General features: G+C 44.4%; 10 protein-coding genes and 1 tRNA gene. 7 read left to right on the forward strand and 4 right to left on the reverse strand.

All coding sequences use genetic code 11. The features are described from left to right. The first annotated feature begins 27 nt into the window (after positions 1-27). Positions 28-1,524: a M28 family peptidase gene (locus tag ACFPIK_RS11465; RefSeq protein ID WP_377915340.1), complete on the forward strand. Its 1,497-nt coding sequence runs from the start codon at positions 28-30 to the stop codon at positions 1,522-1,524. Between the two features lie 45 nt (positions 1,525-1,569). Here the strand turns inward: ACFPIK_RS11465 and ACFPIK_RS11470 are convergent, their stop codons facing one another. After that, the gene (locus ACFPIK_RS11470) at positions 1,570-2,928 is read right to left on the reverse strand and encodes a DEAD/DEAH box helicase (protein ID WP_377915342.1); all 1,359 of its coding nucleotides are present in this window, start codon (positions 2,926-2,928) and stop codon (positions 1,570-1,572) included. A gap of 47 nt (positions 2,929-2,975) precedes the next feature. Here ACFPIK_RS11470 and ACFPIK_RS11475 point away from each other — a divergent pair, with 47 nt between their 5' ends. From ACFPIK_RS11475 to ACFPIK_RS11500, 6 genes are all read left to right on the forward strand, one after another. Further along, positions 2,976-4,319: a dihydroorotase gene (locus ACFPIK_RS11475; RefSeq protein WP_377915518.1), complete on the forward strand. Its 1,344-nt coding sequence runs from the start codon at positions 2,976-2,978 to the stop codon at positions 4,317-4,319. Positions 4,320-4,396: 77 nt separating this feature from the next. Beyond that, positions 4,397-4,472: transfer RNA gene (locus ACFPIK_RS11480), tRNA-His, on the forward strand. Positions 4,473-4,563: 91 nt separating this feature from the next. After that, positions 4,564-4,704 carry a hypothetical protein gene (locus tag ACFPIK_RS11485; protein ID WP_377915344.1) on the forward strand — a complete coding sequence of 47 codons (141 nt, stop codon included), beginning with the start codon at positions 4,564-4,566 and terminating at the stop codon, positions 4,702-4,704. A gap of 107 nt (positions 4,705-4,811) precedes the next feature. Next, complete coding sequence (locus tag ACFPIK_RS11490) at positions 4,812-6,728, forward strand: amylo-alpha-1,6-glucosidase (RefSeq protein ID WP_377915346.1); 1,917 nt, start codon at positions 4,812-4,814, stop codon at positions 6,726-6,728. Between the two features lie 9 nt (positions 6,729-6,737). After that, positions 6,738-8,027, forward strand: a complete 1,290-nt coding sequence (locus tag ACFPIK_RS11495) for a glycosyltransferase family 4 protein (RefSeq protein WP_377915348.1) — start codon at positions 6,738-6,740, stop codon at positions 8,025-8,027. Continuing rightward, positions 8,024-9,238, forward strand: a complete 1,215-nt coding sequence (locus ACFPIK_RS11500) for a glycoside hydrolase family 57 protein (RefSeq protein WP_377915350.1) — start codon at positions 8,024-8,026, stop codon at positions 9,236-9,238. The genes ACFPIK_RS11495 and ACFPIK_RS11500 overlap by 4 nt, the downstream gene beginning before the upstream one ends. 54 nt (positions 9,239-9,292) lie before the next feature. On the opposite strand, the gene ACFPIK_RS11505 is transcribed toward ACFPIK_RS11500, so the two are convergent. The 3 genes from ACFPIK_RS11505 to ACFPIK_RS11515 all read right to left on the reverse strand — a co-directional run bounded on the left by ACFPIK_RS11505 (position 9,293) and on the right by ACFPIK_RS11515 (position 12,627). After that, positions 9,293-11,188 carry an outer membrane protein assembly factor BamB family protein gene (locus ACFPIK_RS11505; protein ID WP_377915352.1) on the reverse strand — a complete coding sequence of 632 codons (1,896 nt, stop codon included), beginning with the start codon at positions 11,186-11,188 and terminating at the stop codon, positions 9,293-9,295. A gap of 123 nt (positions 11,189-11,311) precedes the next feature. Then, entirely contained in the window at positions 11,312-12,133 is an 822-nt protein-coding gene (panB, locus tag ACFPIK_RS11510) for a 3-methyl-2-oxobutanoate hydroxymethyltransferase (RefSeq protein WP_377915354.1), read from the reverse strand. Positions 12,134-12,135: 2 nt separating this feature from the next. After that, positions 12,136-12,627 (reverse strand): phosphoribosyltransferase family protein, encoded by a 492-nt coding sequence (locus ACFPIK_RS11515; protein WP_377915356.1) that lies wholly within the window; start codon positions 12,625-12,627, stop codon positions 12,136-12,138. Positions 12,628-12,680 lie beyond the last annotated feature (53 nt).

Here is a 12,680-nt window from a genome sequence, read left to right on the forward strand (position 1 = left end):
CTAGTTTAGAGCCCTAAACTGAAAAATATGAACAAAGGACTCCTTTTAAGCGGCGCCTTGTTGATGGGAATGATGATGCCCGCAATGGCTCAAAATCCCACCCAAGTCAAATACGCCAATACCATCACGGTAGAAGACTTAACCAAACACCTCACTTACCTGGCCTCTGACGAAATGAAAGGCAGGGACACAGGTTCTCCAGAAGGAAAAATAGCTGCTCAATACCTGGCAGATTTCTACAAAGGTCTAGGACTGACTGGTCCTGTGAGCGGAAGCTATTTCCAAAATGTACCCTTAGTAAGCACCAATTTCAGCAAAGTGACGCTTCAGATTGGAAAAACCAAGTTGGTAGAAAACACTGACTTTGTCTTCACCGGTGACGGAAATATGGCCAAAGCTGCCAAAGCTGATTTGGTATTCCTAGGTTTGGTGACCGATGAAAACCTGGCCAAAGTGGATGTAAAGGGTAAGCTTGTAGGTCTTTGGGCTGTCGGCGTGCGAAGCAATGACTTGGTGACTAAAGTGATGGATGCAGGTGCAGCCGGAATCGTGATCGTGACCATGGAAGGACAAGCCAACTTTGACCGAATCGCAAATCGATACAAGTCACTAGCCGGAAGAGGACGAATAGGCTTTGACCAGGAGATCAAGCAGAGACCGATTTTTATGGTCAGCTCAGATAAAATGGCTCAGCTTTTTGGTACTCCTGTAGAGACTTTAAAGGAAGCCGCGAAAACCAACCCAACCAGCATCGCATCTCAGAAAGCGACTTACCAAATCGTAAAAACCAAAACACCGGTAGAAGCAGTCAACGTGATGGGCTTCTTGGAAGGTACTGACAAGAAAGAAGAGGTATTGGTAATCTCTTCTCACTATGACCACGTCGGTGTAAACGGCGAAGGAGATGCATTTAATGGAGCTGATGATGATGGATCGGGCACTGTATCCGTCATGGAGATTGCTGAAGCATTTGCAACAGCCGCCAAAGAAGGCAATAAGCCGAGAAGAAGCATCTTGTTCCTGAACGTGACCGGTGAGGAAAAGGGACTTTTGGGATCGGAGTATTATGCCGAAAATCCAGTGTTCCCGATCGCCAACACGGTAAACAACATCAACATCGACATGGTGGGCCGTATTGATTACGAATACCAAAAAGCTGAAAACAAGGACTATGTGTATGTGATCGGCTCAGAAATGCTTTCTTCTCACCTGAAGAAAATCAACGAATACAATAACATCACCTACACCAATCTGATCTTGGACTACCGCTATGATGCGGAAGACGATCCAAACAGATTTTACTATCGCTCAGACCATTACAACTTTGCGAAGTTCAATATTCCCGTGATCTTCTTCTTCAACGGAGTGCATGACGACTACCATCAGGTGACCGACACGGTAGACAAGATCGAGTTTCCGCTGATGACCAAAAGAGCGCAACTGATCTTCCATACTGCTTGGGATTTGGCAAACAGAGAGCAACGAACTCCTGTGGATGGATCCAATACCAGAACAGACAGGTAAGAAAAAAGGAAAAGGCCTTGAAATTTGATTTTCAAGGCCTTTTTTTCATTTCCCCCTATTCTTCTGATTTTTAGTCTTCAGCTGATTTCGGTTCGGTTTTTTGCTATGCTTTTTCGCTTTTACCTTTTCACCCTTGCCGATGTTTTTCTTGGGTTGGGCTTTTTTCTCATGAAATGCTCCTTTGTAATCCGGATTGTCACGCTGCCTTAATTTATCCAATTCTCGCTCGTAAGACTGCTTTTCTTCAAAAGGTGTAGCAGGCACATCCACTTCATCAGGTATTGGTAGCTCCTCCACCTTCATTCGGATCAGTTCCTCGATTTTTTCAAAATGGTAAGTTTCTGCCGGATTGATAAAGGTGATGGCCTTTCCTTCATTTTCTGCACGGCCAGTTCGCCCGATTCGATGGACATAATCCTCATAGATCAGTGGCACATCAAAGTTGATTACATGGGAAACCAAAGTCACATCCAATCCTCGTGATGCCACGTCTGTTGCCACCAAGATTCGGACGTCCCCAGCTTTGAAGTCCTCCATGGAATTGATTCGGGTGTTTTGCCCTTTGTTGGCATGGATGACCCGGATTTCTCCAAAGTTTTTTCGCTCCAAGAAAGAATACACCGACTCGGCATTTTTTCGACTTCGAGTAAAAATCATCGCACGGCTAATCTCCTCATTTTGTAAAAGGTGGGCCAGTAGGTTGATCTTGGTCTTGATATTGGGTACCGTGTACTTTACCTGTGCGATAGTCTCAGCAGTAGTTGCGGAAGGCGCTACTTCTACTCTCTCCGGAAACTCCAAGAATTCAGCTGCCAGGTGATCTATCCTTCCTGAAAAAGTGGCAGAGAAAAGAAGATTCTGCCTTTTGTTTGGAATGACCTCCAAAATGGCGCGAATCTGAGGCATGAATCCCATATCCATCATTTTATCCGCCTCATCCAAAACCATTGTTTTCAGATCTTTGGGATAAATATTTCCTTTTCGGTAGATATCCATAAATCTACCCGGAGTAGAAATCAAAATATCCACTCCTGCATCGATCAGTTCGATTTGAGTCTTTGGACCAAGGCCCCCATATAAGGAAACGATCCGAAGGTCTGTATATCTGCCCAGCTCTCGAGCTACTTCTTCGATCTGCATGACCAGTTCACGAGTTGGTGCGAGGATCAAAGCACGGGGATGCTTTCCTTGGGCATATTTCACCTTCATTAGGACTGGTAGGATGTAAGCAGCGGTTTTTCCTGTCCCTGTCTGAGCAATCCCCAATACATCGTGTCCCGCGAGAGCCAATGGAATGGCTTTCTGCTGAATGGGTGTTGGGGTTGTGTAGCCAGATTCTGCTACTGCTTCGAGCAATTGTTTGTTTAGCTTAAATGCATCGAACCCTACGGTTTCATTGCTCATGATTGTTAATTTTGAAATGAACTCTTTACTAGAAAAAAGAATACATGATGAAAAGTATCCTGATCACCGGGGCAAATATAGTCAATGAAGGCCGGATTACTCGGGGAGATGTGTTGGTCCGAGAAGGACGCATTTCCAAAATCGGCCCAGACCTAAGCCATGAGTCAGCTGATATCCACCTGGATGCACGAGGAAAACATCTTTTTCCAGGTGTAATTGATGATCAGGTACATTTCCGAGAGCCGGGCCTCACTCACAAAGGAGAAATCTACACCGAAGCCAAAGCTGGTGTGGCTGGCGGCACCACTTCCTACATGGAAATGCCAAATACAGTGCCTCAGGCAGTCAGTATTGAGCTTTTGGAAGCAAAATATGCGAGAGCAAAAGAGGTGTCCCTTGCCAACTATTCGTTCTTTTTGGGAGGCACCAATGACAATCTGGATGAAATCCTGAAACTGGATTTGGAAAATGTTTGCGGGTTGAAAGTGTTCCAAGGATCATCCACCGGCAATATGGTGGTGGACAATATCGAGTCACTTGAAGGAATTTTTAAAGAATACAAAGGTCTTTTAGCCATACACTCTGAAAACGACCACATTATCAAAACCAACCTTGAGGAGTACAAAAAAACCTATGGAGATGATATTCCTGTCAAATTTCATCCTAAAATCCGATCACAAGAAGCTTGTTATGATGCATCCAGTCGTGCAGTAGCGATGGCCAAAAAGTACGGGACCCGTCTCCACATTTTACATATCAGCACTGCCAAGGAACTAGAACTCTTTGATAACACCATTCCTTTGGAAGAGAAAAAAATCACAGCAGAAGCCTGTATCCACCACATGTGGTTTGCAGAGGAGGATTATGATACCAAAGGGAATTTGATCAAGTGGAATCCCGCTGTGAAAACGGCCAATGACCGGGATCAAATCTTTCAGGCGATGTTGGATGACCGAATTGATGTGATTGCCACCGATCATGCCCCTCATACTTTGGAAGAAAAAGCACAGTCTTACCTCAAAGCTCCATCGGGAGGACCTCTGATTCAACATAGCTTGGTAGCGATGCTGGACTTTTACCATCAAGGAAAAATATCATTGGAAACCATCGCTCAAAAAATGTCTCACAATGTGGCTCGCCTTTTCAGAATAAAGGATCGGGGATTTATCCGTGAGGGCTACTTTGCAGATTTGGTATTGGTAGATCTCAATTCACCCTGGACAGTGACCAAGGAAAATATCTTGGCCAAATGTGGTTGGTCACCCTTTGAGGGACATTCATTCCAGTCAAAGGTAACGCACACGATCATATCTGGACACTTAGCGTACCAAGAAGGTCAGTTTGACGAAAGCAAAAAAGGAGAAAGGCTAACTTTTTCCATAAATAAGTAATGAGATTCTTGCACCAAATGGACTGAGTCCTTACTTTTGCAGACCAATTGAGGAAACGCCCTCGATGGAAATTAAATGGTGATTGTAGCTCAGTTGGTTAGAGCGCTGGTTTGTGGCACCAGAGGTCGCCGGTTCGAGTCCGGTCTTTCACCCAAAACCCCTCCTTGCGAGGGGTTTTCTTGTTATTAGCAGATTCAACTTGGCATACCATTTGAACTAAAGGACCAAACTAAACCACACTGTCATGTTTACTTTGTTTAAATCCTCACCGAAATTCCCGGTGGTAAAGCCTGTCAACATCAGGCAAATTCAGAATTACCTATCTAAGTTCGAGGAGTCTCTCAAGGCCTTTGAAGAAGTGCAAAAAGAGGCAGTTCATTCCTGATAAAAAGTAAGTCACATGAGGTTATGGAAACATAACCTTTATTTTTTGCCCTTTAATTTTTCTTATCCAATCAAAACTCTATTTTTAATCTCCTTCAATTTTGAACTATGAGTTATATCCATTTTGATAAATCCCAATTAATCAACCTGAATTATTCCCTAGAACGGGAAATCATTCGAACCAACCGTTCGGGAACTTACACGAGCACGACCATTATTGGGTGTAATACCCGAAAATACCATGGCCTGCTGGTGGTACCACAGCCCCAGATCGATTCACAAAACCATGTATTGCTTTCGACAGTGCATGAGACGGTGATTCAACGCGGTGCCAGCTTTAACTTGGGTATTTCCAAATTCCCCGGAAATTATTCCCCACGCGGACACAAGTACCTGGAGGATTTTGATTCCGAACCCATTCCAAAATTGACCTATCGAGTAGGCGGCGTTGTCCTGCAAAAAGAACTCATCCTAGACACCAACCGTGATCGGGTGATGATCAGGTATACCTTGCTGGAAGCACACTCCCCAACTAAAATCAGAATACAGCCATTTTTGGCATTTCGTGGCTATCATCATCTGATGAAAGCCAATGACCAGATCAATAAAGAATTTGAAGAGGTGGACCACGGGGTAAAATTCAGACTTTACCCTCAATATGATCCGCTTTACATGCAGCTTTCAAAGCCCTGTGAGTTTCTTTCCAAGCCCGACTGGTATTACAATATCGAATATATTCAGGAACGCGAGCGGGGCTATGATTATCAGGAAGACTTGTTCGTACCTGGTTGTTTTGAATTTGACATCGAAAAAGGAGAATCTGTTATATTTTCAGCTGGACTGACAGAGGCAGACCCTGACACCCGTCAGAATGCCTTTCAAAAAGAAATTGCAAGAAGAATCCCCAGAAATAACTTTGAAAACTGTCTCAGAAACTCAGCCGGACAATTTATCCGACGGAGAGACGGGGACGTCCGTGTGATAGCAGGCTATCCTTGGTTTGGTTGGTGGGGAAGAGACACATTTATTGCTTCTCCGGGTTTGACCCTTTCTGCAGGGGATTCTGAGACCTTTCTGGAGATCATGGACACCATGGCAAGAGATCTAAAAGGACCTCTTTTTCCCAATATCGGAAGTGGAGACTTTACCAACATGACGTCAATGGATGCACCGTTGTGGTTTTTTTGGTCACTTCAGCAGTATATTCTTTACACAGGAGATAAAAAAACAGTTCAAGACCGCTACCTAGGCAAGCTGAGGGGAATCATCGAAGGCTACAAGACCGGCACCGAATTCAATATCCACATGATGGACTCGGGTCTGATTTGGGGTGGCCAAGAGGGAGTAGCACTCACCTGGATGGACGCCATCACTTCAGATGGTCCTGTGACTCCAAGAATCGGATGTCCGGTAGAAATCCAAGCCCTTTGGTATAATGCACTTTGCTTTTACCATGAACTCACCGGAGATGAAGAATATGCCACCTTAGCTTCGAAAGTGAAAGATTCCTTTGACCGCGAGTTTTGGTCTTGGGATTATGGCTATCTGGCCGATGTGGTGGATGGAGAAGAAAAAGATTGGTCTATCCGGCCAAACATGATCTTTGCTACCTCTTTGCCACATACTATTCTAAGTGAGGAAAAGTGTGACAAAGTGCTGGAAATTGTCAAATCAAAACTTCTCACACCAAGAGGCTTGAGATCGCTTTCTCCTGATGACCCGGGATACAAAGGATATTACTATGGTAACCAAATCAGTCGAGACCATGCTTATCACAATGGTACAGTTTGGGCTTGGTTGCTCGGTCACTTCGTCGAAGGTTACCTCAAGCTACACGGTAAAGCGGCCAAAAACTTTGTGGAGAAAATCATCAAGGGCTTTGATGGAGTAATGACCCAATACGGAATCGGCACCGTAGCAGAAATTTATGATGGAGATGCACCTCACCGACCCAAAGGTTCGGTTTCCCAAGCGTGGAGCATAGCTGAATTGTTAAGAATGATGGACTTAGTCAAAAGAATCTAACTGACTTTTATGAGAGTATTAATGTTTGGATGGGAGTTTCCACCTCATATTTCCGGGGGGTTAGGTACAGCGTGCTATGGACTCGTTCAGGGGATGAATCACCACAATCAGGAAGTCATCTTTGTCGTTCCAAAACTTTGGGGCGATGAAGAACCCCTTGCCGATTTTGTCAATGCCAGTGACGTCACGATCGATTACAGAGAGCGTAAGTTCAAGAAAATATGGAAAAACCTCACTTATCTTGAGGTAAACAGCTTTTTGGTTCCTTATCTGGGGCAGGAAGAATTCAAAAAATACACAGACTATGCCATGCACCACCGAACGGATGTGGATGAGAGTATCTTTTCCAACAAGTTTGAATTCAGCGGAAAGTATGGTAAAAACCTCATGGAGGAGGTATCTCGCTATGCTCTCGTAGGGGCACAGATTGCACGAGATCGAAGTGACTTTGATATCATTCATGCTCACGATTGGTTGGCTTATCCTGCTGGTATTGCAGCCAAAGAGATCAGTGGCAAGCCTCTTGTCGTACACGTACATGCTACCGAATATGACCGGTCTGGAGAATCCGTCAACCGACCTGTCTATGAAATCGAGCGTGCGGGCATGCATGCTGCTGACCACATCGTAGCAGTGAGCCAATTGACCAAAAATATCTGCGTTCGTAAGTATGGAGTTCCCGCAGAAAAGGTAACCGTGCTACATAATGCCGTACTGGATGCCAGCATCATTAAGTCTGCCTATCAGAAAAAAGTACCTGAGAAAATAGTCACTTTCCTGGGAAGAATCACTTTTCAAAAAGGTCCGGAATACTTTGTCGAAGCTGCCAAAAAGGTCATTGATCGCGATCCGAATGTAAGGTTTGTCATGGCAGGATCAGGTGACTTACTCAACAGGATGATCGATCGCGTGGCAGAACTCCGAATGGGGACTAAATTTCATTTTACAGGATTTCTAAAAGGCGATGATGTAGACCACATGTATGCCATCAGTGATGTATATGTGATGCCTTCTGTATCCGAGCCTTTTGGTATCGCACCTTTGGAGGCCGTTCGCCACAATACTCCTGTCATCATCTCTAAGCAATCCGGTGTAGCAGAAGTGTTGAAAAATGCCATCAAAGTGGACTTTTGGGATGTGGATGCGATGGCCGATGCAATTTTTGCCCTGCTGCACTATCAGAGTATCTCCAAGATGTTTAAGGAATTGGGGGGAGAAGAACTCAAAAAATTAAAATGGGAGCACGTCGCTGCCAAACTGGTAACCGTTTACGAAAAAACTTTAGCTCAACGATCATGAGAACCGTCTGTTTTTATTTTCAAGTACATCAGCCATTTCGAATCAAGCCCTACAGGTTTTTTGATATAGGTGAGGATCATTACTATTGGGATGACTACCTCAATAGAAATGTAGTCCGCAAAGTAGCCCAAAAATGCTACCTCCCGATGAATGCCCTTCTTTTGGAACTCATCCATAAATATGAAGGAAAATTCAAAGTTGCATTTTCGATTTCCGGTACCTGCCTGGACCAGTTCGAAGCTTACGCTCCGGATGTACTTCAAAGCTTTCAACAGCTGGTAGCAACAGGTCATGTGGAACTACTCAATGAGACCTATTCTCACTCTCTGGCGGCACTGAAGAGTAAAGAAGAGTTTTCTGAATTAGTCAAGAAACACCAGGACAAAATCAAAGACCTTTTCAACGGATATACTCCTAAAGTCTTCCGAAATACAGAGCTGATCTATTCTGATCAAATTGGCGCGATGGTCGCAGATCTCGGCTATGATGCTATACTGACCGAAGGTGCAAAGCACGTACTTGGATGGAAAAGCCCCAATTACGTCTATTCAAATGCCATCAATCCGGATCTTAAAGTCTTGTTGAAAAACTTCAGACTTTCGGATGATATCGCTTTCCGATTTAGCAACAAGACTTGGGCTGATTTCCCTTTGACAACAGACAAGTTTGTGGCTTGGCTCAATGCTATCCCAAAAGAAGAACAGGTGGTCAATTTATTTATGGATTATGAAACATTCGGTGAGCATCAATGGGCCGAAACCGGGATTTTCGAATTCATGAGGCACCTTCCCGAAGCCATACTAAAAGGCTCAAATTTTTCTTTCTCCACCCCTTCAGAAGTGGCCAAAGGAGCTGCGGCTGTCAGCAAAATCCACGTATCCACTCCTATCTCTTGGGCGGATGAAGAGCGAGACCTTACCGCTTGGTTAGGAAACGACATGCAGGATGAAGCTTTTGATCGCTTATTCGAATTGGAGCGAATGGTTAAAAAAATCGATGATGTAGAGATCAAACGAGACTGGGAATACTTACAGACTTCGGATCATTTCTATTACATGTGTACCAAATTCTTTTCCGATGGATCGGTCCATGAATATTTCAGTCCTTATGACACTCCCTACGACGCCTTTATCAATTATATGAATGTACTGAGCGACTTTATCCTCAGAGTAAAAGCCAAGTTGGCTGAGACTGAAAAGGTAACTGTTTAACCAAAAAAATCCCGGGCCTATCACAATGACCCGGGATTTTGTTTTAGTACGTCATTAAAAGGTATATCCGTACACCTCTTTCTTAGTTGGCTTGTAGAAAATCATCCCGTTTTCAGGATCTGAATCGTAGACAGGCTCTTTGTCATTGAGGACAATTTTCCCGACTTCTTTACCGCTGATTTTGTCCACTTTTACCAGACCTACTCCTTCTCCCACATCTGTTAAGATGAAATTATATACCCCCCTCGAAATGGTGGCCTTGAAGCGCTGATTGGCCGCCTGACCAAATGCCCCGGACATGTCCTCAAAAAATTCCCGTTGAATTCCATACTGCCTACTGATCGAACTTTGGTAACCCATCGGTCCGGTTGTAGCTCCTTCAGCATAAGCATTGGCCGCTGCCATGGCCACCATCGCAACCTGCATGGTGCGGAGAGCGATCCGACCTGCCAAGGAAATTTTTGGAGAAGCCCAATGCTGTTGGAAAAGTACCCTACCGCTTTCGTCAAATCCCATCATATTTTGGCTGGAAGAGAGTACAAAGTTTGATCCTGTATACTCCAAGAAATCAGGAGTTTCTTTTTCTCCAAATTCCACCTTATTGACAATCACTTTTTTTTCACCTGTCACCAAATTGACCGCATAAACTTTTTCATCGGCGTAGAAAAATTCCTGATCCAACGAAGGCTTGGCTCTCAAAACTCCAGGGCCTTTGATCATATCCTTGCTTCCCCATTTTAGGTTTCCTTCAAAATCGATCAGGCCGATACTACCCTCTTCATCCCGATACATGATCCCTGCACCGGTCATTTGATCAATTTGAATTCCTTTAATCTTCTGAGACCACTTTTCCTCACCCGAGTTCTTATCAAGCACAGTTAAGTATTTATCCTTTTCACCTACAGCAATCCCGCGATCTTTTCCCAGGTCAACCACAATGCCTGATAGCTTTTTGGCTGTCCATTTAGTATTTCCGTTTGCAGCCTCCATTAAGGTGAAGTTTTTCTCATCGGCTACAATCACTCCAAAATTTTCAGCTTTTAAGATCGGCGCGTCTTTGGTGGCTAATGGTTTTTCCCAAAGCACTTTTCCCGAACCCAATTCCACTGCTGAAACTACGCCTTGATTTCCCTTTTTCTGATAAAAATACCCCTCAGTCAATCGGATATTGGCGTCAAAAGCTTCGAAGTTGTTCTTCTTATCCGCTACTTCGAAAGTCCAAATCGGGGCACCTGTCTTGGCATTTATTTTTGCGGAGGTCTTCTCACCAATGAAAAGCAGGTTATTGTCGTCTGTCACTACCGGTAAAAAGATCGAAGAATATTGGTCGCTTTCCCAAGCAACTTTACCCGTCTCTAGGCTGATAAATTTGGAAATTTGTACATAAGGTTTGCCAGCTTGATACATATCCACAAAGCTCGCTGTAATCAAAATTGCTTTCAATTCAGGTAGGTAACCGGAACCATCATAATTGAATGTGGCCATTTCTGGACCAATAACTTTGACCACGGGCATTCCGGCAAGTTTTGGACTGATCACCACCTCACCTGTTCTGATGTTGATCACGACGAAGTTTTTAACCATGATGTTATCCGTGTATTTCACCAGAGCAAAATCAGAGATCTTGGGGTCAGTTGGATCTTCCAAAACCTGGATCAGGTCGGCAGTGTAGCCCAATTTTTTTCCATCAGGACCTTTGAGCGCCTTGGCAGAATTGTAGAGATCTTCGTTAGACCAGAGTAATTTACCCGTAGAGGCATCTACGCCGTGGAGTCCCCAATCCGAACTGCCTACGAGCAAGATCTTATTGGGAGTGTACTTGGTCCATTCTACCCCTTTTTCAAGGGTGAGCTTCCATTGGGGCTCTTGAGCGTAGGCCAGTGTTCTTGTGCCCAATAGGATGAGGAGCGCAAGAAATAGCGATTGAGTGGTTGTGCTGATTTTTTTCATGATAAAAAGATTTTTGATCAAAACTAGCTCGAGCACAATCGCTAGGAAATACGCCATTTGTCGTATTTAAATGCAAAAAGCACCTCTTTCGGGGTGCTTTTTGAAATAAAGTGGATTTTAAGATCAATAACTTTCCGAAGGACTGGGAAAGTCTTTGGATTTCACATCCTTGATATAGCTTTCAAAGGCAGTCATCATCACCGACTGCAGATCAGCATATTGCCTCAAAAATCTGGGTTTGAACTCCTGGGTAATCCCAAGCATATCATGCATGACCAACACTTGTCCATCTACATCAGGACCTGCTCCAATTCCGATCACAGGAATATTTACCGCCTCCGATACCTTCTTGGCTAAAGTGGCTGGGATTTTCTCCAACACGATCGCAAAGCACCCACATGCCTCCAGCATTTTGGCATCTTCCACTAATTTATTGGCCTCTGCCTCCTCTTTCGCCCGCACAGTGTAGGTCCCAAATTTATATATGGACTGTGGAGTCAATCCCAAATGTCCCATCACAGGTACCCCTGCGCTCAAAATTCTGACAACAGATTCCTTAATCTCGGAGCCTCCCTCCACCTTGACGGCATGTGCTCCGGATTCTTTCATGATTCGGATTGCTGATCTCAATGCTTCAGAACTATTACCCTGGTAGCTACCAAATGGAATATCCACCACAATAAAGGATCGCTTCACAGCTCGCACTACTGCTGAGGCATGGTAAATCATCTGGTCCAGTGTAATCGGCAGCGTGGTCTCATGTCCTGCCATGACATTGGAAGCTGAATCACCAACGAGGATAATATCCATTCCGGCAGCATCAACGATTTTTGCCATCGAATAATCATAGGCTGTCAGCATGGAGATTTTTTCACCGCGGTGTTTCATCTCCTGGAGCGTATGGGTTGTAATTCGCTTCACAGAAGCGGAGGAGTGTACAGACATGGTTAATCGAGATGAACTGAATATTCGTTTTCGGAAAAATCCACCCGAATGTGTTCATTGAGCGTGGTCGCCAATTCGTATCCGGTGTAATCAGGTCTGACAGGAAACAGACCATGGCTTCGGTTGACCAATACTGCAATCTCCATTTTGTAGATCTCCTGATCTAAAAATGGCTTCATCGCATAGACGAGCGTCTTGCCTGTATTGAGTACATCATCCACCAGTATAATGGTCTTCCCACTGACTTGGAGAGCCTGTGAAAGTTTTACCTCCGAATTGGACACTGCCTTTTTATCCAAAATCACAGCAACTTCTTCAACTTGCAACGGAGATATCTTTCTCAACTCAGAAGCCAAAAGGCTGGCAAGGGAGGTCCCCATACCTGTGATTCCTGCGAATACCACACCCGAAGAGTGAAGGTTGCGCTCGTAAATTTCAAAGGCCATTCGGGTGATTTTTTGACCTACCTGCTTGTGATTAAGTACCTCGCTCATGTTTGATTTTGAAAAAGGAAAATTAGACCAAAATGACGGGCTAAGCAAACCGA

Source organism: Algoriphagus aquatilis (assembly GCF_042657405.1).
GTDB lineage: Bacteria > Bacteroidota > Bacteroidia > Cytophagales > Cyclobacteriaceae > Algoriphagus > Algoriphagus aquatilis.

Bases quoted from the DNA above. Each gene is read 5' to 3' on its own strand.
- ACFPIK_RS11465 (WP_377915340.1), top strand. From the start codon at position 28: ATGAACAAAGGACTCCTTTTAAGCGGCGCCTTGTTGATGGGAATGATG.
- ACFPIK_RS11490 (WP_377915346.1), top strand. From the start codon at position 4,812: ATGAGTTATATCCATTTTGATAAATCCCAATTAATCAACCTGAATTAT.
- ACFPIK_RS11495 (WP_377915348.1), top strand. From the start codon at position 6,738: ATGAGAGTATTAATGTTTGGATGGGAGTTTCCACCTCATATTTCCGGG.
- ACFPIK_RS11515 (WP_377915356.1), bottom strand. From the start codon at position 12,627: ATGAGCGAGGTACTTAATCACAAGCAGGTAGGTCAAAAAATCACCCGA.
- ACFPIK_RS11500 (WP_377915350.1), top strand. From the start codon at position 8,024: ATGAGAACCGTCTGTTTTTATTTTCAAGTACATCAGCCATTTCGAATC.
- panB (WP_377915354.1), bottom strand. From the start codon at position 12,133: ATGTCTGTACACTCCTCCGCTTCTGTGAAGCGAATTACAACCCATACG.
- ACFPIK_RS11485 (WP_377915344.1), top strand. From the start codon at position 4,564: ATGTTTACTTTGTTTAAATCCTCACCGAAATTCCCGGTGGTAAAGCCT.
- ACFPIK_RS11505 (WP_377915352.1), bottom strand. From the start codon at position 11,188: ATGAAAAAAATCAGCACAACCACTCAATCGCTATTTCTTGCGCTCCTC.
- ACFPIK_RS11470 (WP_377915342.1), bottom strand. From the start codon at position 2,928: ATGAGCAATGAAACCGTAGGGTTCGATGCATTTAAGCTAAACAAACAA.
- ACFPIK_RS11475 (WP_377915518.1), top strand. From the start codon at position 2,976: ATGAAAAGTATCCTGATCACCGGGGCAAATATAGTCAATGAAGGCCGG.